The sequence below is a fragment of the Vibrio gallicus genome (genome assembly GCF_024346875.1).
GTDB lineage: Bacteria > Pseudomonadota > Gammaproteobacteria > Enterobacterales > Vibrionaceae > Vibrio > Vibrio gallicus.
The window spans coordinates 2,039,493-2,061,866 of record NZ_AP024871.1; the positions used below are offsets into that span (position 1 = coordinate 2,039,493).

Annotated in this window: 18 protein-coding genes; 3 read left to right on the forward strand and 15 right to left on the reverse strand. The window is 44.1% G+C overall.

Annotated features, from left to right (window positions below; genetic code table 11):
- Window positions 1–23: 23 nt before the first annotated feature.
- Window positions 24–1,052, reverse strand: coding sequence for a recombinase RecA (recA, locus tag OCU28_RS09455; protein WP_261815952.1), 1,029 nt, complete (start codon window positions 1,050–1,052; stop codon window positions 24–26).
- 114 nt (window positions 1,053–1,166) lie between these two features.
- Window positions 1,167–1,652 carry a CinA family protein gene (locus tag OCU28_RS09460; RefSeq protein WP_261815953.1) on the reverse strand — a complete coding sequence of 162 codons (486 nt, stop codon included), beginning with the start codon at window positions 1,650–1,652 and terminating at the stop codon, window positions 1,167–1,169.
- Between the two features lie 257 nt (window positions 1,653–1,909).
- Here OCU28_RS09460 and OCU28_RS09465 point away from each other — a divergent pair, with 257 nt between their 5' ends.
- On the forward strand, window positions 1,910–2,824 hold the full coding sequence (locus OCU28_RS09465) for a dienelactone hydrolase family protein (protein WP_261815954.1): 915 nt from the start codon (window positions 1,910–1,912) through the stop codon (window positions 2,822–2,824).
- 324 nt (window positions 2,825–3,148) lie between these two features.
- The gene (mutS, locus tag OCU28_RS09470) at window positions 3,149–5,740 is read left to right on the forward strand and encodes a DNA mismatch repair protein MutS (RefSeq protein WP_261815955.1); all 2,592 of its coding nucleotides are present in this window, start codon (window positions 3,149–3,151) and stop codon (window positions 5,738–5,740) included.
- Window positions 5,741–5,801: 61 nt separating this feature from the next.
- Here the strand turns inward: mutS and rpoS are convergent, their stop codons facing one another.
- The 13 genes from rpoS to rlmD form a co-directional block, all read right to left on the reverse strand.
- Window positions 5,802–6,785, reverse strand: coding sequence for an RNA polymerase sigma factor RpoS (gene rpoS, locus OCU28_RS09475; RefSeq protein ID WP_261815956.1), 984 nt, complete (start codon window positions 6,783–6,785; stop codon window positions 5,802–5,804).
- 48 nt (window positions 6,786–6,833) lie between these two features.
- Complete coding sequence (locus tag OCU28_RS09480) at window positions 6,834–7,652, reverse strand: peptidoglycan DD-metalloendopeptidase family protein (protein ID WP_261815957.1); 819 nt, start codon at window positions 7,650–7,652, stop codon at window positions 6,834–6,836.
- Window positions 7,653–7,656: 4 nt separating this feature from the next.
- A complete protein-coding gene (locus OCU28_RS09485) occupies window positions 7,657–8,283 on the reverse strand; it encodes a protein-L-isoaspartate(D-aspartate) O-methyltransferase (RefSeq protein ID WP_261815958.1) in 627 nt (208 codons plus the stop codon).
- Between the two features lie 3 nt (window positions 8,284–8,286).
- The gene (gene surE / locus OCU28_RS09490; protein ID WP_261815959.1) at window positions 8,287–9,021 is read right to left on the reverse strand and encodes a 5'/3'-nucleotidase SurE; all 735 of its coding nucleotides are present in this window, start codon (window positions 9,019–9,021) and stop codon (window positions 8,287–8,289) included.
- Complete coding sequence (truD, locus tag OCU28_RS09495; RefSeq protein ID WP_261815960.1) at window positions 9,018–10,046, reverse strand: tRNA pseudouridine(13) synthase TruD; 1,029 nt, start codon at window positions 10,044–10,046, stop codon at window positions 9,018–9,020. The genes surE and truD overlap by 4 nt, the downstream gene beginning before the upstream one ends.
- An 8-nt stretch (window positions 10,047–10,054) precedes the next feature.
- On the reverse strand, window positions 10,055–10,534 hold the full coding sequence (ispF, locus tag OCU28_RS09500) for a 2-C-methyl-D-erythritol 2,4-cyclodiphosphate synthase (RefSeq protein ID WP_261815961.1): 480 nt from the start codon (window positions 10,532–10,534) through the stop codon (window positions 10,055–10,057).
- Window positions 10,531–11,232, reverse strand: coding sequence for a 2-C-methyl-D-erythritol 4-phosphate cytidylyltransferase (gene ispD, locus OCU28_RS09505; protein WP_261815962.1), 702 nt, complete (start codon window positions 11,230–11,232; stop codon window positions 10,531–10,533). Before ispD ends, ispF begins: the two co-directional genes overlap by 4 nt.
- 20 nt (window positions 11,233–11,252) lie before the next feature.
- The gene (ftsB, locus tag OCU28_RS09510) at window positions 11,253–11,528 is read right to left on the reverse strand and encodes a cell division protein FtsB (protein WP_261815963.1); all 276 of its coding nucleotides are present in this window, start codon (window positions 11,526–11,528) and stop codon (window positions 11,253–11,255) included.
- 228 nt (window positions 11,529–11,756) lie between these two features.
- A complete protein-coding gene (gene eno, locus OCU28_RS09515; protein ID WP_261815964.1) occupies window positions 11,757–13,055 on the reverse strand; it encodes a phosphopyruvate hydratase in 1,299 nt (432 codons plus the stop codon).
- An 85-nt stretch (window positions 13,056–13,140) separates the two neighbouring features.
- The gene (locus tag OCU28_RS09520) at window positions 13,141–14,778 is read right to left on the reverse strand and encodes a CTP synthase (RefSeq protein ID WP_261815965.1); all 1,638 of its coding nucleotides are present in this window, start codon (window positions 14,776–14,778) and stop codon (window positions 13,141–13,143) included.
- Window positions 14,779–14,917: 139 nt separating this feature from the next.
- Window positions 14,918–15,730: a nucleoside triphosphate pyrophosphohydrolase gene (gene mazG / locus OCU28_RS09525; RefSeq protein WP_261815966.1), complete on the reverse strand. Its 813-nt coding sequence runs from the start codon at window positions 15,728–15,730 to the stop codon at window positions 14,918–14,920.
- Between the two features lie 60 nt (window positions 15,731–15,790).
- On the reverse strand, window positions 15,791–18,013 hold the full coding sequence (relA, locus tag OCU28_RS09530) for a GTP diphosphokinase (protein WP_261815967.1): 2,223 nt from the start codon (window positions 18,011–18,013) through the stop codon (window positions 15,791–15,793).
- Window positions 18,014–18,133: 120 nt separating this feature from the next.
- A complete protein-coding gene (rlmD, locus tag OCU28_RS09535; RefSeq protein ID WP_261815968.1) occupies window positions 18,134–19,447 on the reverse strand; it encodes a 23S rRNA (uracil(1939)-C(5))-methyltransferase RlmD in 1,314 nt (437 codons plus the stop codon).
- 153 nt (window positions 19,448–19,600) lie between these two features.
- Here rlmD and barA point away from each other — a divergent pair, with 153 nt between their 5' ends.
- A complete protein-coding gene (barA, locus tag OCU28_RS09540; RefSeq protein ID WP_261815969.1) occupies window positions 19,601–22,366 on the forward strand; it encodes a two-component sensor histidine kinase BarA in 2,766 nt (921 codons plus the stop codon).
- Window positions 22,367–22,374 lie beyond the last annotated feature (8 nt).

The following is a 22,374-nucleotide window of genomic DNA, read 5'->3' on the forward strand; positions in this document are numbered from 1 at the left end:
CTCTTGTTATAGATATTGCGAAATTATTCTGTCTCGGCTGCTGGAGCTTCTTCAACCTGAGGAGCAGTAGCTAGCAGCATCTCTCTCAGCTTGCTGTCAATTGTCTTAGCTGTTTCAGGGTTTTCTCGTAAGAATTTACCTGCATTAGCCTTACCTTGACCAATCTTATCTCCATTGTAGCTGTACCAAGCGCCTGCTTTTTCAATTAGCTTATTCTTCACCCCAAGGTCGATAAGCTCACCCTCGCGGTTAAAGCCTTTACCATACATGATTTGGGTTTCAGCTTGTTTAAACGGTGCTGCAATCTTGTTCTTAACGACTTTAATGCGTGTTTCGTTACCGACAATTTCATCACCATCTTTGATAGCACCGGTACGGCGAATATCTAGACGAACTGAGGCATAAAATTTGAGTGCGTTACCGCCAGTAGTTGTTTCTGGGTTACCAAACATTACACCAATTTTCATACGAATTTGGTTAATGAAAATACACATACAGTTTGACTGTTTTAGGTTACCGGTTAGCTTACGCATTGCTTGAGAAAGCATACGAGCTTGCAGACCCATGTGGCTGTCACCCATCTCACCTTCAATTTCAGCCTTTGGAGTCAAGGCCGCAACTGAATCCACTACAAGGACATCAACCGCGCCAGAGCGAGCCAACGCATCACAGATCTCAAGAGCTTGTTCACCAGTATCTGGTTGGGAAACAAGTAGCTGTTCAATATCAACGCCAAGTTTTTGAGCATATATAGGATCAAGTGCATGTTCAGCATCAACAAAAGCACAGGTTTTGCCTTCACGTTGTGCCGCAGCAATTAACTCAAGAGTTAATGTCGTCTTACCTGAAGACTCAGGGCCATATACCTCGACGATACGCCCCATAGGCAAACCACCGGCGCCTAGAGCAACATCAAGAGAAAGTGAGCCGGTCGAAATGGTTTCAACATCCATGGTTTTGTTGTCACCAAGGCGCATAATTGAGCCTTTACCGAACTGCTTTTCGATCTGACCTAGCGCTGCCGCCAGTGCTTTTTGTTTATTTTCGTCCATTACTTGCTCCAGAAAGACGGATAACTCGTTTGTTAAAAGCAATTATTACTGTTAATTCATACAGTGTCTAGTCTAAAACGTAATTTTTTGTTAAACATTACCGCGTTATTCATTTTATATATATTTTTCAATAAGTTGCAAAGAATACTGAATAGACTTATTTCGCACTTCACCTCTATCACCAGTAAAGTGAACGGTATTTACCTGTATAACCTCACTCAATACAGCCAGAGCAAAACAGACTGTCCCAACAGGTTTAGCATCGCTACCGCCACCTGGGCCTGCAATTCCAGTAATCGAAACCGCAATGCTAGCGTTTGAGTGCACCAGAGCCCCGAGAGCCATTTCTGTTGCAACCTCTTCGCTCACAGCCCCATGCTGCTGAATGAGTTTAGGATTTACGCCTAGCATTTCATGTTTAGCTTCATTTGAGTAGGTAATAAACGCCCTATCAAACCATGCTGAACTGCCTGCAATTTCAGTCACTGTCTGCGCAACGCCCCCACCAGTACAGGATTCTGCGGTCGCCAGCATCCAGCCCTGCTTTTTTAGAAGCTGCCCAACGTCTTTACTTAGTGAAAGCAAACAAAGATCATTCATAGACTCCCCCGTGATGTGTTTTGTTTATCCTAGGCATCATATCTAACAATCAATAGAACTTCGCTTAGATATGTCTATTTGTGCTCTTGCTCCCTAATCCGCTACTCAAAAACACACATACGAGTATTCATTGTAAATTATTGTAAATAACTCTCATTTCTACCTCGAAAATCGTTATCTTTGCGTAAACAGTTGCACAACAATTACTACACAAACATCAACTTATGATGTCATAACATTCAAAGAGGAACAAAAGAGTGTCAGAGCAAATTAAAGATGAACTACAAACTGAACCGCGAGTGATCCCTCAAGAAGCATTCGATTGGTATGACGAATATGCTCATGGATTGATCAACCGTCGCGAATTTTTATCTCGCCTGGGAGGCTTAGCCGTTCTAGGCTTTACGATGACCACGTTAACCTCAGCACTTATTCCAAATTATGCGCTAGCAGAGCAAGTATCATTTAACGATCCTGCAATTAAAGCGAGTTATGTCAAATTTGAGTCTCCGAAAGGGCATGGTGAAGGGCAAGGCTATTTAGTGGTGCCGCGTGAACTTAAAGATAACGCACCCGTGGTGTTGGTCATACATGAAAACCGTGGCTTAAACCCTTACATCAAAGATGTAGCAAGAAGACTGGCTATGCAGGGCTTCGTTGCTTTTGCCCCAGATGCGCTCTATCCACTTGGGGGCTATCCGGGTAATGATGACGAAGGAAGAGCTATGCAGAAAAGCATGGATAAGGCCAAGATTGAAGAAGACTTTCTTGCCGCAGCTGCGTTCTTGAAATCTCATGAACTAAGCAACGGAAAGTTAGGTGCTGTTGGCTTCTGTTTTGGTGGGTATATAGTCAATATGTTAGCAGCTATCATTCCTGAGCAACTAGATGCCGGTGTGGCTTTCTATGGTACGCCAGCCGCAAAAGAGCTAAGAAATAACGTCAAAGGACCACTATTGGTGCAATTAGCAAGTCTTGATAAGCGTGTAAATGCAACCTGGCCTGAGTATGAAGCGCAATTAAAAGCAATTGGCGCTGACTACAAAATGTATATGTACCAAGACGCAAATCATGGCTTCCATAATGACTCTACGGGTCGATACTCCGAGCCTGATGCGGAGCTGGCATGGAGCCGCACCATCGACTTCTTCGCCGATAAACTAAAGGCATAGCCGCCACAATATAGGCGATACAAACCACCTTACCCAACGCCTCTCATTGAAAGCAACTATTGAGGGGCGTTCTTATGCCCAAACGCAATACTTCCTCAAAGCTCTAAGCACCTCTAATTCGTAGTCAATGTCACATGTGTCTTATTGGTTATAGATTTGATATTCTTCTTATTAACCACTTCTCTGAGTCCCTTATCGCAGTATAGAGTACCTATCTCATTATTGAGTATCGGAACTGCCAATAACTGCCTGGTAGTAACCCCTTGATAGTTAACGGGACTCACTGATCCCAAGCATTATAACCAATTGATTTAAAATAATTAAATGACAAAAAACACCACTAAGAATCAAAAGCAAAAATCATCTCATACTCCCATGATGCAACAGTATCTAGGGTTGAAAGCAGAAAACCCTGAGATCTTGCTCTTTTATCGTATGGGCGATTTTTATGAGCTATTTTATGATGATGCCAAGCGCGCTTCTCAACTGCTTGATATATCACTCACTAAGCGTGGTGCTTCGGCCGGAGAACCGATACCAATGGCTGGAGTGCCCTTTCATGCGGTTGAAGGTTATCTAGCTAAATTGGTGCAACTTGGTGAATCAGTGGCTATCTGTGAACAGGTGGGAGACCCAGCAACATCTAAAGGCCCCGTAGAGCGAAAGGTGGTACGAATCGTCACCCCAGGTACGGTTAGTGACGAAGCCTTACTGAGTGAGCGGGTGGACAACCTAATTGCCGCTATCTATCAACATAAAGGGAAATTTGGTTACTCATCTTTAGATATTACCTCCGGCCGCTTCATGCTAAGCGAGCCACAAACCGAAGAGGCGATGCTGGCTGAGCTACAACGTACCAATCCCAAAGAATTGTTGTTCCCGGAAGATTTAGAATCGGTACGCTTGTTTGAAATGCGCAATGGCAATCGACGCAGGCCAAGCTGGGAGTTTGAATTATCAACGGCCAAACAACAGCTAAATCAACAATTTGGAACCAAAGACCTTATCGGTTTTGGTGTCGAAAACTCAGAGCTTGGACTATGTGCTGCTGGCTGTCTTATCCAATATGTTAAGGATACACAACGCACTGCACTGCCGCACATCCGATCATTAACCATAGACCGTCAAGACCATTCGGTTATTTTAGATGCCGCGACACGTCGCAATCTAGAACTCACGCAAAACCTAGCTGGCGGTACTGATAACACCCTGGCTGAGGTGCTTGATTACAGCGCAACGCCTATGGGTAGTCGTATGCTCAAGCGTTGGTTACATCAACCAACTCGCGATCTAGAGGTCATTAACCAGCGCCTAGATGCTATTGGTGAGCTTATAGATACCGGGCTTGCGCAGCAATTAAGCCCTACCCTTAAGTTGATTGGTGATGTTGAGCGTATCCTTGCTCGCTTAGCCTTGCGCAGTGCGAGGCCTAGAGATCTGGCTCGTTTACGCAACGCACTACAAATGCTGCCTGAGGTTGAATCTACCATCAATGAGGTTAGCGCGCACAAACTGCAACAGCTGCGCGATGACGCCAAACCAATCGATGCACTTTGCCAACTATTAGAGCAAGCCATTATAGAGAATCCTCCTGTCGTAATACGCGACGGCGGCGTGATTGCACCGGGATATAATCAGGAGTTAGATCAATGGCGTGACCTCGCAAATGGAGCAACTGAGTATTTAAACAAACTAGAAAGCGATGAACGTGAGCGTCATGGGATTGATACCTTAAAGGTTGGATATAACGCAGTACACGGTTTCTATATTCAGGTAAGTCGCGGGCAGAGCCATCTGGTTCCGCCACATTATGTACGCCGCCAAACCCTAAAGAATGCTGAGCGTTATATTATTCCGGAACTGAAAGAGCATGAAGACAAGGTTCTTAACTCCAAATCCAAGGCTCTAGCGGCTGAGAAAAAACTTTGGGATGAGCTTTTTGACTTACTGTTGCCTCACCTAGCAGCACTACAATCAATGTCTGATGCTATTGCACAGCTCGATGTATTACAAAACCTCGCCGAGCGAGCTGAGACGCTTGAATATTGTCGACCAAGCCTCCATCAGGATATAGGTATTTCAATAAAAAATGGTCGCCACCCTGTTGTAGAGCAGGTGTTAGACGCTCCCTTTATTGCAAACCCAGTAGAGCTGGCTCCTGAGCGTAAGATGCTCATCATCACCGGGCCAAATATGGGGGGTAAATCCACCTATATGCGTCAAACGGCGCTCATTTCATTAATGGCTCATATCGGTTCTTATGTTCCTGCCCAATCAGCAACAATGGGTACACTAGACCGAATATTCACTCGTATCGGCGCCTCTGATGACCTCGCGTCTGGCCGCTCAACCTTTATGGTGGAGATGACAGAGACAGCTAATATCCTACACAACGCCACTCAACATAGTCTCGTATTGATGGATGAGATTGGACGTGGCACCAGTACCTATGATGGCTTATCCCTAGCATGGGCAAGTGCGCAATGGCTAGCAAGCCAGATTAATGCCCTGACTTTATTTGCCACCCACTATTTTGAATTAACCGAACTGCCCAATCAGATAAATGGCCTTGCCAATGTACATCTGGATGCGGTGGAACACGGTGATGAAATTGCGTTTATGCATGCGGTACAAGAGGGAGCTGCCAGTAAATCTTATGGTCTTGCCGTAGCAGCCCTTGCCGGTGTTCCTAAAGCAGTCATTAAGCAGGCTCGTCAAAAACTGAACCTATTAGAGCAATTGAGTAACGGTGATCCAAAAGCATCATCGAGTCATGGGAGCGTTGATATAGCGAACCAACTCAGCCTGATACCAGAGCCTAGTGAAGTTGAGCAAGCCATCGCCGATATAGACCCTGACGAGCTCACTCCAAGACAAGCTTTAGAAGAACTATATCGATTAAAGAAACTGATATAAGTGTTTGATAAAAAAGAGGGCCTGCTTGATGCAGGCCCTCTTTTTGTTTTAACTTGCTATATTATTCGCTATCAAAGTTAAACAGGGATTCCATATTCAGCCCTTGTTTGAGTAGGATCTCACGTAAACGACGCAAGCCTTCAACCTGGATTTGACGAACACGTTCACGAGTAAGATTGATCTCGCGCCCTACCTCTTCGAGCGTTGATGGCTCATAACCCAATAACCCAAAACGTCTTGCCAATACTTCTTTTTGCTTTGGGTTCAACTCATCAAGCCAATCAATCAGTGAGTGCTTGATATCTTCGTCCTGGGTTGAAACCTCTGGATCAGAGTTATTAATATCAGGAATGATATCTAGCAGTGCTTTATCGCCATCACCACCAATAGGGGTATCAACTGAGCTTACTCGCTCATTAAGACGCAACATCTTGCTGACGTCATCCACTGGTTTATCGAGCTGTTGAGCAATCTCTTCTGCTGTTGGTTCATGATCCAGTTTTTGAGACAACTCACGCGCAGTGCGCAGGTAAATATTGAGCTCTTTAACAACATGAATAGATAAGCGAATGGTGCGGGTTTGGTTCATTAAAGCGCGTTCGATAGTTTGTCGAATCCACCACGTAGCATACGTCGAAAAACGGAAACCACGCTCAGGATCAAATTTCTCTACCGCGCGAATCAAGCCTAGGTTTCCCTCTTCAATAAGGTCTAACAATGCCAGACCACGATTACTATATCGACGAGAGATTTTTACAACTAAGCGAAGGTTACTTTCAATCATACGCTTTCGCGCCGCCTCATCACCACGCAGAGCACGACGCGCATACAGCACTTCTTCTTCTGCGGTTAATAGAGGAGAAAAACCGATCTCTCCAAGATAAAGCTGAGTAGCGTCTAGATTCTTTGCTGAGGCGTCAAATTCTTCTTTTGCCTCTCGAGCGGGGGCTTTGGCGGTGGGCTCTAATTCAACACTTGCCACCTCTGCCTCTTCACCATTTTGATTCAAGTCTTCCACTTTTGCTGCTGTGTTATCCATACTCATAGCGCCTCCAATGGCTCAACAGGTGGGGCTTACTTGCCAACTACCTGGTCATGGTAAATATCGTTCGGGATTAACCGATTTTCCTTGATACCTAATCTCAAAATGCAATTTAACCGCGCTCGTACCTGAGCTGCCCATGGTTGCTATCTTTTGTCCTGCTTTTACCTTTTGCCCTTCATGGACAAGTAATCGATCATTGTGTGCATAAGCACTTAGATACTTACTATTGTGCTTAACAATAATCAAATTACCGTATCCTCTTAAAGCACTACCAGAATAAACAACACTACCACTTGCAGTAGAGAGCACGTCTTGCCCCCGTTGCCCAGTAATGTCTATTCCTTTACCTCCGGCATCAAAGTTGTTTATAACTCGGCCTTTAGTTGGCCAGATCCAAGAAGATATCGGCTTATTCGCAGAACTTGATGTTGCAACCTTGTTAGCATTTTGTTTAGCACCAACATAACCCTTTGTGGATGTTGAATCAACCTTGGTTTGAGTACTTTTTTTAGTAGTTGATGCAGATGGCGTTGAGTGACTTGCTTTACTTCCCGCATTAGAATAAGCGTAAGATGTTGTTTCATCTTGATAATCTGGATACCACAGCTTAATTTTCTGCCCTATACGCAAAGAATTAGGGGATTTTAATTCGTTAAAACGGATTAATTTATTCACATCACGGCCGGTTACATAAGCGATGTAATATAAGGTATCTCCTTTATTTACAACGTAGTAACTACCACGATAGGTTCCTCGGTCTTTTTTATTATAGCCGTGGTTACCATTACGCATAGAACTAGGGGCACAACCCGCCAACAGCGTAATTAAACATATCGCAACAATACTAGACCAATACGACTTTCTCATAGGGTTAAGCTAACTCTCCATGTACCAAGGGAACAAATCTTACATGCTCAATAAAGCATGACTCTATTCCTGTTTCCGTTTTTACTATCTGATATAGGTGCTGCTGGTCAATTCCTACCGGGATAATTAATCGACCACCAGTAACCAATTGTTCGATTAATGCCGCAGGTACCTCGCTGGCAGCAGCAGTAACAATAATCGCATCATAAGGAGCATTGGCGTTCCACCCCATCCAACCATCACCATGTTTAGTCGCAATATTGTAGATATTAAGTCGCGACAAACGCCGCTTAGCATCCCACTGTAAGGTTTTAATTCGCTCAACAGAGTAAACCTTTTGCACCAATTGAGACAAAATTGCGGTTTGATAGCCGCAACCAGTTCCTATCTCTAAGACTTTACTTGTAGGCTCAAGCTTAAGCAGTGATGTCATCTTGGCAACGATATAGGGTTGAGAGATAGTCTGCCCACAGCCTATAGGTAAAGCGTTATTATCATACGCTTGGTGATGCATTGCCTCCGATAAGAACATCTCCCGAGGAATAGCTCCTATCGCATCTAATACACTCTGATCTTCGATACCTAACTGACGAAGCTGGTCAACCAAACGCTGCGCATGAAACTGAGCCATTAATTACCTTTCTAACCAAGCCTTCATCGAAGGCAAAGACTCATGTGCAGTAAGATCGACCTGCAACGGCGTTATTGATACACGAGAATGCTCAATCGCGTAAAAGTCGGTTCCAACACCGGCGTCTTGTTCTTTGCCCGGAGGCCCTAACCAATAAATTTGCTGGCCACGCGGATCAAGTTGTTTGATCATATCTTCTGCATGGTGACGCGCCCCTAAGCGAGTGATCTCAATATTAGGCTGCTGTGCAACATCAGGGACATTGACGTTTAACAAACGATTGGTTGGTATCGGGTTATTTTGATGCTGTATAACCAACTCTTTTACCACTTTGGCTGCGGTATCAAAGTTTGTTTTACCAACCAATGAAACGGCTATCGCTTGCACGCCGAGAAAGTGCCCTTCCATGGCCGCCGCTACCGTTCCAGAATAAAGAACGTCGTCACCTAGGTTTGCTCCGTGATTTATCCCACTGACCACTAAGTCTGGGTAATCATCTTTCATAAGCTCATTCAGTGCAAAATGGACACAATCCGTCGGTGTACCTTGTACAGAATACACCTTAGGTTTTATCTCGTTCACTCGCAAGGGAGTCTCTAGCGTTAATGAATTTGACGCACCACTACGGTTACGATCCGGTGCGACAATAATAATCTCTGCAATATCTTTTAGCGCTTCAGCTAGAACGTGTATCCCTTTAGCATGAACACCATCATCATTGCTAATTAAGATCTTCATTCAGGCTTTGCCTCAACCGCAAATTCACGAGTAAATGGGATCTCTTCAACAACCTCTCTAAAGATTGAGGTGGCAAAGTTGCCCGAAGATAACCAGAAGCTAACTTGCACCTGGTCTGCATCGCTACGCCAACTTAAATCACTTGGGCATAGCTTTATTTCGCGGCGGTCATGGCGCATTCGGTTACCACGAATTAAAGCCATAAGATCCGGCTCTGAATCAACAACCTGCTGCTCTAAAGCTAAGGCCGCACCTTGTGTAGGTAGCGCATTGTCACCCGCAAGGGCTGCTGTAATAGCATTAAAATCATCAGTATAAGCTTGTAAACTGCCATCAAGTATTACCTGGTCTCCCTCAATAGCATGCTCAAAACAGTGTTGCTCAATACGATTTGAAACAATCTGATTGAATATCCAAGAACGCGCAGCCGAAAGGTATAGGCTGCGTTTATTTTGATTACGGGTACGCACGTTATCGCGCCCCCAGCGACGGGCTTCAATAACGTTGTTAGCGTTATTTCCAAAGCGTTGCTCGCCAAAGTAGTTTGGAACACCCTGCTTGGCAACTTGTTGCAATCGCATTTCAACCTCACAGAGATCGCTAACCTCAGTCAAGGTAATTTCAAAGTAGTTTCCTTTGAGATCTCCAGGACGTAACTTTTTATCATGACGGGTCGTTTCTAGGATCTGCACACTAGGGTGACGCTTAGTAAACAAGCTCATGTCAGGAGTATCACCTTTTGGCAGATGCACACTTAGCCATTGCTCGGTAATCGCATGACGATCTTTTAGACCAGCCCAACCAATATCCTTGGATTTCACACCCATAAATTTTGCCAATTCGTTGGCAACGAAGCTGGTGTTTTCTCCGCTTTTGCGGATCCTTACCATCAGGTGCTCACCCTGCCCGCTAAACTCATAGCCAAGGTCTTCTTTTACAATGAAGTGTTCAGGCTTAACCTTTAGTTTAGCTTTTGCTAGCGGCTTACCATGCAGATAAGCGAGATGTCCAAGAGTATCAGTCATAATATTTCTTATTGATTTTTTAGGATAAGTACCACGGCTTCAACCGCGATGCCTTCTTTACGCCCAGTAAAACCTAAGCGTTCTGTAGTGGTGGCTTTTACGTTGACCTGATTTAAATCTGCATTCAAATCTTGGGCAATGACGCTTCGCATAGACTCAATATGTGGAGCCATTTTAGGTGCTTGAGCCATTATAGTAACGTCGACATTTCCCAAGTGATAACCTTCTTCGATCACTCGACTGTAGACATCCCTTAGTAACTCTCGGCTATTAGCTCCCTTCCATTTGTCATCTGTATCAGGAAAATGGTGCCCAATATCACCGGCAGCGATGGCGCCTAATAGAGCATCACAAATAGCATGTAATGCGACATCACCATCAGAGTGAGCCAACAAGCCTTGCTCATATGGGATAGCAACCCCACCTATTATGACCGGTCCTGTTCCACCAAATTTATGTACGTCAAACCCATGTCCAATGCGAATCATGCTTTTCCCTTGCTACTTTGTGATAAATAGAAACCCATCAATGAAAAGTCTTCCGGTTGAGTGACCTTGATGTTATCTGCCCTACCCTCAACAATCATAGGCGCTTCGCCTATCAGTTCCATAGCAGAGGCTTCATCGGTAATAACTTGATTTTGGTCTACGGCAGAGTGTAATGCTAGACGCAACGCTACGGCATCAAACATTTGTGGTGTTAGTGCATGCCAAAGATTTACTCTAGATACGGTTTCGATAATAGTACTGTCGCCATCCGAGCGCTTCATGGTGTCCTTTACCCTACTGGCTAAAATAGCCCCTGTCGGGTGCTGGCAAGCGGCTTCAATTAGCGCGCTAATGTCGCCTAAATCGATATTTGGACGAGCGGCATCGTGCACTAAAACCTGTCCACTGTAATTCTGTGCATGCAGATACTGCAAAGCATTGAGAACCGAGTCAGAGCGCTCTTTACCACCTAAAACCTGAATAACTCTGGAATTACTCGCTAGCGTAGTAGTAGCAAAGTAATCATCAGTCGCGCTTATCGCAACCACTACTTGTTCTATTTGAGGATGCGACAGCAAACGCTCAACTGTATGCTCTAAAATCGTTTTACTCTGTAGTAGTAAATATTGCTTAGGCCTATCAGCCTGCATACGGCTACCAATACCTGCCGCTGGAACTATTGCGATATACTTATTCAAAATTGCAAACCGTTCCTAAATCAATCAGAGTCAACAATACGATAAAAGGTCTCACCTTTTTTCACCATACCAAGCTCGTTGCGAGAACGTTCCTCAATAGCATCAAGGCCTTGGCTAAGGTCGTCAATTTCCGCAAACATCTCGTCATTACGTTTACGCAGTTGACTATTCACTGAGCTTTGTACCGCAGTTTCATCTTGCACTTGTCTTAGCTCATTTATGCCATTTTTACCAAACCACAAGTCGGTTTGCAGCCAAATTAGCAACCCAAACAGTATTACTGAAAAAACACGCACCAGCTCAAATCCCTATCGATAATATTGCGCTATTTATATCACAAAACCCTTACCATGTTTACCCGCTTAATCTTTTATGCTGGCTGTAAACTCGATGCATAAAACATTAAATCACCAAAGCTCTTTATCTAAACCAAAAAAAACACCTCGCAAAGCGAGGTGTTTATATAAGTATGCAAAAATTCTAACTCATAGAGACTGCAGCAAGGCAATCACAAATAAGATGAATTATTGACCTTTAACTTCTTTAAGACCGTTAAATGGTGCACGCTCACCTAGAGCTTCTTCGATGCGAAGAAGTTGGTTGTACTTAGCAACACGGTCAGAACGGCTCATAGAACCAGTTTTGATTTGACCTGCAGCAGTACCAACCGCTAGATCAGCGATAGTTGCATCTTCAGTTTCGCCAGAACGGTGAGAGATAACTGCTGTGAAACCAGCATCTTTAGCCATCTTGATTGCAGCTAGAGTCTCAGTTAGTGAACCGATTTGGTTGAACTTGATAAGGATTGAGTTAGTGATGCCTTCTTGGATACCACGAGCAAGAATCTTAGTGTTTGTAACGAATAGATCGTCACCAACTAGTTGAAGCTTGTCACCTAGAAGTTCAGTTTGGTGCTTGAAGCCAGCCCAATCTGATTCGTCAAGACCGTCTTCGATAGATACGATTGGGTATTGGTTAGCAAGGTCTTGTAGGTAGAAGTTAAACTCTTCAGAAGTGAAGATTTTGCCTTCGCCTTTCATGTTGTACTTGCCAGTTTCTTTGTCGTAGAACTCAGAAGCAGCACAGTCCATAGCAAGAGTAACGTCTTTACCAAGAACATAGCCAGCAGCTTCAACAGCTTCTTTGATTGCAGCTAGAGCAGCAGCGTTAGACTCAAGGTTAGGAGCGAAACCACCTTCATCACCAACAGCAGTGTTTAGGCCTTTCGCCTTAAGAACTTTAGCTAGGTTGTGGAATACTTCAGCGCCGATACGTAGAGCTTCTTTAAGAGTTTTCGCGCCAACTGGTTGGATCATGAACTCTTGGATGTCAACGTTGTTATCAGCGTGCTCGCCACCGTTGATGATGTTCATCATTGGTAGAGGCATAGAGAATTGACCTGGAGTGCCGTTTAGCTCAGCGATGTGCTCAAAAAGAGGCATGCCTTTAGCCGCAGCTGCAGCTTTTGCGTTAGCAAGAGAAACAGCAAGGATTGCGTTAGCACCGAACTTAGACTTGTTTTCAGTACCGTCTAGGTCGATCATCACTTGGTCGATAGCAGCTTGGTCTTTAGCGTCTTTGCCAGCTAGAGCTTCAGCGATAGGGCCGTTTACAGCTTCAAGTGCTTTAAGAACACCTTTGCCTAGGAAACGTGATTTGTCACCGTCACGTAGCTCAAGAGCTTCACGAGAACCAGTAGATGCGCCAGAAGGAGCAGCAGCCATACCTACAAAGCCACCTTCTAAGTGAACTTCAGCTTCTACTGTTGGGTTACCACGTGAATCGATGATTTCACGACCTAGAACTTTAACGATCTTAGACATTAAATGTTTCCTCTTATTTAAAAATTTAAATGTTAAATATTTACAGGTGCCATAACACTCTTTTAAGACACCTTAATTCTTAATTTTACTTAAGTTCGCCGCGCTGAAATTCACCAGCAGCTTTTACAAACCCTGCAAATAACGGATGTCCGTCACGAGGGGTTGAGGTGAACTCAGGGTGGAACTGAGCGGCAACAAACCATGGGTGTGCAGGGTTTTCAATAACTTCCACCAATTTCTTATCCGCAGACAAACCAGAAACTTTAAGCCCTGCTTTCTCAATCAACGGACGTAAGTTGTTATTCACCTCATAACGGTGACGATGGCGCTCATGGATCTTAGCATTGCCATAGAGCTCATAGGCTTTGGTGCCTTTCTCTAAATGACATAGCTGAGAACCTAGACGCATTGTACCACCAAGGTCAGAGGTTTCAGTACGCTCTTCAACGTTACCTTCTTTATCAACCCACTCAGTAATCAAGCCTACCACAGGGTTTGGTGTTTCTTTATTAAATTCTGTTGAATGCGCATCAGCAAGATTAGCAACATTTCGCGCAAACTCAATTAACGCAACTTGCATACCTAAGCAGATGCCTAAATAAGGTATCTTATTTTCACGAGCATATTGTGCTGCGCGAATTTTACCTTCAACGCCACGGTCACCAAAACCACCTGGAACTAGGATTGCATCTAAACCTAGTAAGGCTTCTTCGCCTTTGCTCTCTACATCTTGAGAGTCTACATATTTAATATGGACGTTTAGGCGGTTTTTCAACCCTGCATGTTTAAGCGCTTCATTGACTGACTTATATGCATCAGGCAATTCAATATATTTACCAACCATACCGATAGTTACATCGCCAGTTGGGTTTGCTTCTTCGTAGATCACCTGTTCCCATTCAGATAGGTTCGCTTCTGGCGCTGAAATGCCAAAGCGAGCACATACTAAGTCATCTAGACCTTGTGCTTTAACCAGTTGAGGAATCTTATAGATAGAGTCTACATCTTTCATCGAGATTACTGCGCGTTCCTGTACGTTACAGAATAGAGCAATCTTCTTACGTTCATTGGCAGGAATGATACGATCACTACGGCAAATCAAGATATCTGGTTGGATACCGATCGACAATAACTCTTTAACCGAGTGTTGAGTTGGCTTAGTTTTCACTTCACCAGCCGCCGCTAAATAAGGAACTAACGTAAGGTGCATAAACATCGCACGCTCACGACCAAGCTCAACAGCAAGCTGACGGATAGCTTCCATAAATGGTAGTGATTCAATATCACCAACAGTGCCACCTACTTCTACGATAGCCACTTCATGGCCTTCAGAGCCTTTGATTACACGGTCTTTAATCGCATTAGTAATATGTGGAATAACCTGAATCGTAGCACCTAAATAGTCACCACGACGCTCTGCTGCGAGAACATCAGAGTAAACACGGCCAGCAGTAAAGTTATTACGCTTAGTCATCTTGGTGCGAATGAATCGCTCATAGTGACCAAGGTCAAGGTCAGTTTCTGCACCATCTTCGGTGACGAACACTTCACCATGTTGCGTAGGGCTCATTGTGCCTGGGTCAACGTTGATGTAAGGATCAAGCTTCATCATAGTCACTTTAAGACCACGAGCTTCGAGAATAGCTGCTAGCGATGCCGCTGCAATGCCTTTACCTAGTGAGGATACAACCCCGCCAGTAACAAAAATGTAATTTGTCGTCATGTTTAACCTGAAGTTGGTTGAATGAGGGAATAGACTTCTTCTGGACGGGAAGCAAATATACCAGAAGCACCTAGTTGCCACAACGCGAAACTTATCATACGTATTTGATTTATTTTTTGCTTCAAATCAAATCACCATATTATCGTAGTTTAGACTCCTCAGCTTTTACTTGCTCCCATAAGCTGTCAAGGTAATCTAGATCACAGTTTTCAAAAATAACTCCATTCTCTTTTACTTTTTGTTCAACTGCGCGAAATCGTCGTTCAAACTTCAAATTGGCCTTGTTTAGAGCGACCTCAGGGTGACACCCTAAATGTCTAGCAAGATTGACGCTGGCAAATAACAAATCACCAACCTCTTCTTCTACACGTGGTTGAGATAATGGCACACACAAGGCTTCATCTAACACCTCTTGTGCCTCTTCGTGAACCTTATCAACCACAGGGCCAATCGTATCCCAATCAAAGCCAAATTTAGCACAGCGTTTTTGCACCTTATCGGCTCGACTTAAGGCCGGTAACGATCTCGGTACAGAGTCTAGAATACTTTGTTCAATTTTTCCTACACGCGCTTTTTCTTTTGCCTTCTCTTGTTCCCAGTTTTTGGCTATATCTGCTTCTGTAGCAAATTGTTGCTCACCAAATACATGCGGGTGTCGGCGCATAAGCTTCTCATTCACGCCCTCTAGCACATCATCAAACTCAAAAAGGTTCTGCTCCTTTGCCAGTTGTGCATAAAACACAATCTGAAACAATAAATCACCGAGCTCTTCTTTGAGGTTACTCCAATCTTGATTTTGAATCGCATCCACCACCTCATAAGTTTCCTCTATGGTGTGGGGAACAATTGAATCAAAGGACTGCTTTATATCCCATGGGCACCCCTTGTTTGGGTCTCTAAGGGTTGCCATGATTTCGAGTAATTGCTGTAGGTTATCGGACTTGCTAGGCATGTTATCTCCTAAAAAAATCAAGCCCCTGATTAAGGGGCTTGGGTCTTATAAAATTTACTATTAACCGAGGCGTTTCACCAAGATAACGTCTTTTATCTGCTCTATCCTCGATTGCAGGCGGCTACTAATATCGGTATTACTAACCTCAATATCCATATCCATCACCACCATTTGTCGTTTATGGTCGGTACGCGAACGCATATTGGCAATCTTGAGTTTTTCATTAGTAATGAGGGTTGAAATATCTTTAAGTAATCCAGTACGCTCCAGAGACTCTATACGCAAGGTAAGAATGAACGACCCGACAAATCCGCTTCCCCAAACCGTATCAATAATACGCTCGGGTGCATGTAATCGCAGCTCATTTAACTGGTCACAGTCACTACGGTGCACCGAAATACCTCGCCCTTGGGTTACATAGCCACTAATCGTATCTCCGGGTATCGGCTGACAGCATCGAGCAAGATGCGTCATTAGGTTATCAATCCCTTCAACCACCACCGCATCTTTGTGAGGCTTACTCGGCAGTGGCATTATCGACTCAGAAGTCTGTAGCTTTGCTAAGGCTTGCTGGTCTTCTTCAGCTGCCGAGGGTTTGTTTACCAAGGCATTGATATGATTAACGACCTGAGTAATTCTTAAGTCGCCACTACCAATCCCTGCATATAGCTCATCGGCGGTATTAACGTTAAAGCGTTTAAGAGCATAGATATCAGCATCTTTGAGTGTCGCTTCAATCTTAGCTAGCTCCGCTTCTAAGATATCTTTACCCGCTTCAATATTTTTCTCGCGGCTCTGCTTTCTAAACCATGCATTAATCTTGGCTCGTGCTCGACCAGAATGAACAAAGCCCAGTGATGAATTTAACCAATCACGAGATGGATTCGGTTCTTTTTGGGTAATAATCTCAACTTGATCGCCCATGGTGAGCTTATGCGTAAAGGGAACAATGCGTCCGCCAACTTTCGCTCCGATACAGCGGTGCCCTACTTCTGAGTGAATGTGATAAGCAAAATCTAATGGGGTTGCCCCCATAGGTAAATCGACCACATCACCACGCGGTGTAAAGGCATATACCCTATCATCAAACACTTGGCTACGAAGTTCATCGAGCATCTCGCCCGAGTCTGACATTTCTTCTTGCCAATCCAATAGTTTACGCAACCACGTTATCTTCTCGTCATATCCGCTGCGTCCACCCGAACCGCCTTCTTTGTACTTCCAGTGCGCCGCAACACCCAGCTCCGAATCTTCGTGCATCTGTTTGGTGCGGATCTGAATCTCAATGGTTTTGTTTTCAGGGCCTAGCACTACGGTATGTATTGATTGATAGCCATTTGGTTTGGGGTTGGCAACATAATCATCAAATTCACTAGATAGGTGATTATACTTGGTATGAACGACACCCAAAGCGCCGTAGCAATCTTGCAGTTGGTCAGCAATGATACGCACTGCTCTCACATCAAAAAGCTGTTCAAAGGCCAGCTTTTTCTTCTGCATCTTTCTCCAGATGCTAAATATGTGTTTGGGACGTCCACTTACTTCAGCATTGATATGAGAGTGATTCATCTCACTCTCAAGGTCATCAACAAAATCTGTAATATACTGTTCGCGCTCGATACGACGCTCACCTAATTGCTTAGCTATTGCCTTGTAAGTTGTGGGTTGTTGATAACGAAACGCGTAGTCTTCAATCTCCCACTTTAACTGGCCTATACCTAGACGGTTAGCTAGTGGAGCGTAGATATTGGCGCACTCTTTTGCCACTCGCTGACGAACTTCATCTGGAGCGTTTTTTACTTCACGTAGGTTACAGATCCGCTCTGCCAGCTTGATAATCACACAGCGAAAATCATCCACCATTGCCAGTAGCATACGGCGCACGTTATCCACTTGGCCAGAAGCACTAGAATCGCTTTCTGAGGTATTAAGTTGACCAATTGCGGCCATCTCCTCAACCCCTTCAATCAATTTGATGATCTCTTTACCGTAGCGCTCTTTAAGCTCTTCAGTATCATACAAACCACTCGATACAACAGGGAACAACATGGCCGCCTCAAGTGTGGCGCGGTCCATAGATAGAGTAATCAAAATTTCTATCATCTCGCGCCCACGCCATAGCAACAACTCCTGTCGCTCATGACCATCTAGTAGCTGTTGGCACTCAATATAAAGCTTCTTAAGCTTGTTCTCTGTTTTCTGTCCTTGTTGAAGACTATCTACCCAGCGCTCAAGGCCAAACTCTTCATCCTTATTAATGTGCGCACTGCGTATTGCGACCATATTTCTTCCCTAAAACCTTGCTGTCATTATGTTATATTTAGGTAAACACCAAACTAAGTTAGTATACCTATCTACACTACATCCCTGTATCTGAATTTGTACTTTTTTGATTCTGTTCGACTATTTTTCGAATAACACCATCGACTCTAGATGTCCCGTTTGTGGGAACATATCTAACACCCGCATTTTAGTAATTCGATAACCTTGCTTAAGCAGGGATTCACTATCCCTTGCCAAGGTTGAAGGATTGCAAGATACATACACAATATGCGATGCCTTAAATTGCCCAAGCTTATCAACTATGCCAGCCGCCCCTGCCCGTGCAGGGTCGAGTAAGATTTTGTCAAACCCTTGCAAAGACCACGCCTCTGTTCCATCCAAATTCGCTAAGTCGGCTTGGAAAAACTGAGCGTTGTTGACCTGTAATGCTGTCGCGTTTTGGCTGGCTCGCTCTACCATGTCCTGCACGCCTTCAATCCCAATAACCTGAATCGCGCTCTGACTCATCGGAAAAGTGAAATTACCAATACCGCTAAACAAGTCCAATACGCGATCTTGCTTATCTAGAGCAAGCCAAGCCATCGCTTGCGATACCATCTGTTGATTCACCAAACGATTCACTTGAATGAAATCCGTTGGCAAGAACGCTAGTTCTACCCCCACTTCATTACAACATGGTGCGCTACCATGGATAAGTTGAGGCAATGTCTCCCCTTGATGAAGGTATAACGACACCCCATTTTGCTGGGCAAACTCTTGCATCAATATTTGATCGCTGGGCTTTAATTGATCACTACTGCGCAGTAATACTACCTGAGCATTATCCGCAGCTACTAGCTCCACATGCCCCAAGATTCTTGGCTGAGAAAGAGACTGCAGTACTTTTTTTAGCGGCTCTAGTAACCCCTGTAGTTCCGTTGCCATAACTGGGCACTGGATTATATCTACAATTTGATTGCTCTTACCTTGTCTAAACCCAAACTCAAGTTGTTGTGATTTAGCGTTCCAACGCAGGCTAACTCTAGAGCGGCGGCGATAGCCTTGCTCACTTCCCTGAATAACTTCCGATAAACCAACCACTGGAGCAAGTTTAGACATCAGCTTTTTGAACGCTTGTTGCTTTACTTCCAACTGTGTCTGGTACGGCATATGCTGTAACGAGCAACCACCACATTTTGCAAAATGAGCACAAAATGGAACCTGACGCGAAGGGCTGCTATTTTGGACCTTAATTATTTTGGCACGGGTAAACTTAGCCTTTACCTCTATCGGCGCAACTAATACCTTCTCTCCGACCAACGCCCCTTCTACAAATATAGGTTTTTTACCATCAAAGCCAATACCAGCACCTTGATAGTCGTATTTTTCAATATCTACCACGAAGTGCTTGTTTGAAATAGAGTTTTTCTTTTGTGGCTTAAAAAAGTTGGCCATATTACAAATTCTCACTTGAACATTTTCCGCACAATGCCTTCACTATGCAGAAATATTGCTTTTAATTAGTTAAACTATACCAACGCCCCCTCACTAATGCGTGCAGGGAATGGATTTAGGCTTATTTTTTCACAGATAGCGCACCAATAAAACATGACAAGATACGGCTTACGCGCGCGCGTAATCACATTGACCTTAGCTCCGACGTTAATTGTCGGATTGCTATTGAGCGTCTTTTTTACATCAAATAGATACAATGACCTTGAATCTCAATTGATTACTGCCGGTACCAATATCGTCGAACCCTTGGCTATCGCCAGCGAGTTTGCCATGCTTCAGCAGAATCGGGAAGCAGTACGACGCTTAATAAGCTATAGCCACCGAAAACACTCGGATGTGGTGCGTAGTATTGCGGTATTTGATGCAAAACATGAACTGTTCGTTACCTCCAACTTTCATCCCAATTTCGAAAGCTTGATGTTTCCTAAATCGAAACCCATCCCTATGCACAGTACGGTAGAGTTGATTGATACTAAATTGATAATCCGCTCTCCTATCATAGCTGAAGCGCAATACATAGCCCCCCAAGCCAATGCTAAAGAAGCCGACCAGGTATTAGGTTATATTGCGATAGAGCTCGACCTCTCCAGCCTACGCCTGCAACAATATCAAGAAATCGTAGTTGCACTGATTGTAATGTTCCTTGGGGTCGGTCTGTCTGCATTCTTTGCTTATCGCTTGATGCAAGATATTACCGCCCCAATCACACACCTTAAAAATAGTGTAGATCGCATTCGACGCGGACAACTCGATGTCCGAATTGAGGGCAAAATGCATGGCGAATTAAACTCCCTAAAAACGGGTATCAACGCTATGGCAATGTCTTTATCTGAATACCATATAGAGATGCAACACAGCATAGATCAGGCTACTTCCGATTTACGAGAAACCTTAGAACAGCTTGAGATCCAAAACGTCGAACTTGATATTGCTAAAAAACGAGCTCAAGAAGCGGCACGGGTAAAATCTGAGTTCTTGGCTAATATGTCCCACGAATTACGAACCCCACTTAACGGTGTAATTGGCTTTACTCGACAAATGCTCAAAACCAACCTTAGTCGCAGTCAAACCGATTATTTGCAAACCATAGAACACTCAGCCAACAGCCTACTTAACATCATCAATGATATTCTAGATTTCTCCAAGCTTGAAGCCGGTAAACTGCTGTTAGAAAACATCCCATTTGATATTCAAGAATCCCTTGAAGAGGTGGTCAATTTACAAGCTCCAAGTGCACATGATAAAGGGCTAGAACTGACGCTTAAAGTCGATCCTAAGATCCCGACTGGGGTTGTGGGTGACTCATTACGTATTCAACAAGTCCTGACTAACCTTGTGGGCAACGCTATCAAGTTTACTGAGCGTGGTAATATTGATGTCTCTATTGAGCTGCGTTCACAAAAAGAAGATCAAGTTGAAATCCAGTTTATGATTCGAGATACCGGAATTGGTATTTCCGAGCGACAACAAGCACAGCTATTCCAAGCCTTTAGCCAAGCAGATGCCAGCATCACTCGACGCTATGGTGGTACAGGACTAGGTTTGGTTATCACCCAGAAATTGGTACGTCAGATGGGAGGCGAAATCAGCTTAACCAGTCGCCTTCATCAAGGTTCCACATTCTGGTTTACTATCCGCCTTGCTACTACTGACCTCCCATTACAGCAGCTTGATCTCACTCCTATCCGAGAAAAAGATGTATTACTTATTGAGCAGAATCTGCAAGCAGCTAATGTGGTGCAACAGGTTCTGACTCAAGAAGGTGTCGTTACGCAATATCGTTCAACGATACCAGAGCAGCTCACAGCACATGACTATATCGTGTATAGCCTGCCGATAAATGAGGTGTATAGTGAAACTGAGTTGATTGATTTTATTCACAAAGCCAAGGCGGTATCCCCTAACATCATTCTAGGCCTGCCAAGTAACCAGCTTGCGCTATCTGAGATGTTGATGTCACAACACTCTGTGACCTGTGTAATTAAGCCATTAACCAAGACTAAGTTAATGCAGGCCTTAGTTCATGGGCAAGAACTGCACTCCGCACCGTATATTAAGCCTGAACCGCTAATGCTAGAAAAGCTACCACTTAAGATAATGGCCGTTGATGACAATCCAGCTAACCTTAAACTTATCGACGCTCTATTAGAAGAACACGTTGATTCTGTCGTCACCTGCAGCAATGGTCACGATGCGGTAGCTGAAGCCAATAAACATCATTTCGATTTAATATTGATGGATATTCAGATGCCTGGAATGGATGGGGTCGCAGCGTGTGAGGCTATCAAAAATAGCACACTCAATGCCCAAACACCGGTTATCGCAGTCACAGCTCACGCCATGACGGGTGAACGCGATCGATTGCTCAACGCAGGCATGGATGACTACCTAACCAAACCTATTGAAGAGCCTATTCTGCTTAACGTATTAAACCATTGGGGACGTAAAGAAGATAATAGCGAGTGCCAACCTATATCAGGGACAAAGGTTGACGATACAAACCCGCAGCAAAATGATGTCATCATTGACTGGCAGATGGCATTAAAGCAATCAGCAAATAAGGAAGATCTCGCAAAAGAGATGTTACAGATGCTGGTAGACTCTATTCCTGAAGTAAATAAGATTATTGAGCAGTCATTAGAAGAACAATCACTAGCTAAAGAGGAGCTACTTCATCACGTACATAAACTGCATGGCAGTAGCAGCTACTGTGGTGTACCTAAGCTAAAAAGCGCCTGTGCACAGGTAGAAAAAGCATTGCGCTCTGGAGCGAGCGTCGAAGATGTTGAGCCAGAATTGCTAGAGCTACAAGATGAAATAGAAAAGGTACAAACGACGGCTCGTTTGTACCTCAATTAGAGCCAAGC

What these genes read in the sequence shown, in the direction of transcription:
- surE (WP_261815959.1), bottom strand. Translation starts at nt 9,021, where the DNA reads ATGAAGATCTTAATTAGCAATGATGATGGTGTTCATGCTAAAGGGATA.
- barA (WP_261815969.1), top strand. Translation starts at nt 19,601, where the DNA reads ATGACAAGATACGGCTTACGCGCGCGCGTAATCACATTGACCTTAGCT.
- ispF (WP_261815961.1), bottom strand. Translation starts at nt 10,534, where the DNA reads ATGATTCGCATTGGACATGGGTTTGACGTACATAAATTTGGTGGAACA.
- relA (WP_261815967.1), bottom strand. Translation starts at nt 18,013, where the DNA reads ATGGTCGCAATACGCAGTGCGCACATTAATAAGGATGAAGAGTTTGGC.
- eno (WP_261815964.1), bottom strand. Translation starts at nt 13,055, where the DNA reads ATGTCTAAGATCGTTAAAGTTCTAGGTCGTGAAATCATCGATTCACGT.
- rlmD (WP_261815968.1), bottom strand. Translation starts at nt 19,447, where the DNA reads ATGGCCAACTTTTTTAAGCCACAAAAGAAAAACTCTATTTCAAACAAG.
- mutS (WP_261815955.1), top strand. Translation starts at nt 3,149, where the DNA reads ATGACAAAAAACACCACTAAGAATCAAAAGCAAAAATCATCTCATACT.
- recA (WP_261815952.1), bottom strand. Translation starts at nt 1,052, where the DNA reads ATGGACGAAAATAAACAAAAAGCACTGGCGGCAGCGCTAGGTCAGATC.
- OCU28_RS09460 (WP_261815953.1), bottom strand. Translation starts at nt 1,652, where the DNA reads ATGAATGATCTTTGTTTGCTTTCACTAAGTAAAGACGTTGGGCAGCTT.
- mazG (WP_261815966.1), bottom strand. Translation starts at nt 15,730, where the DNA reads ATGCCTAGCAAGTCCGATAACCTACAGCAATTACTCGAAATCATGGCA.
- OCU28_RS09485 (WP_261815958.1), bottom strand. Translation starts at nt 8,283, where the DNA reads ATGGCTCAGTTTCATGCGCAGCGTTTGGTTGACCAGCTTCGTCAGTTA.
- OCU28_RS09480 (WP_261815957.1), bottom strand. Translation starts at nt 7,652, where the DNA reads ATGAGAAAGTCGTATTGGTCTAGTATTGTTGCGATATGTTTAATTACG.
- OCU28_RS09520 (WP_261815965.1), bottom strand. Translation starts at nt 14,778, where the DNA reads ATGACGACAAATTACATTTTTGTTACTGGCGGGGTTGTATCCTCACTA.
- rpoS (WP_261815956.1), bottom strand. Translation starts at nt 6,785, where the DNA reads ATGAGTATGGATAACACAGCAGCAAAAGTGGAAGACTTGAATCAAAAT.
- truD (WP_261815960.1), bottom strand. Translation starts at nt 10,046, where the DNA reads ATGACTGATACTCTTGGACATCTCGCTTATCTGCATGGTAAGCCGCTA.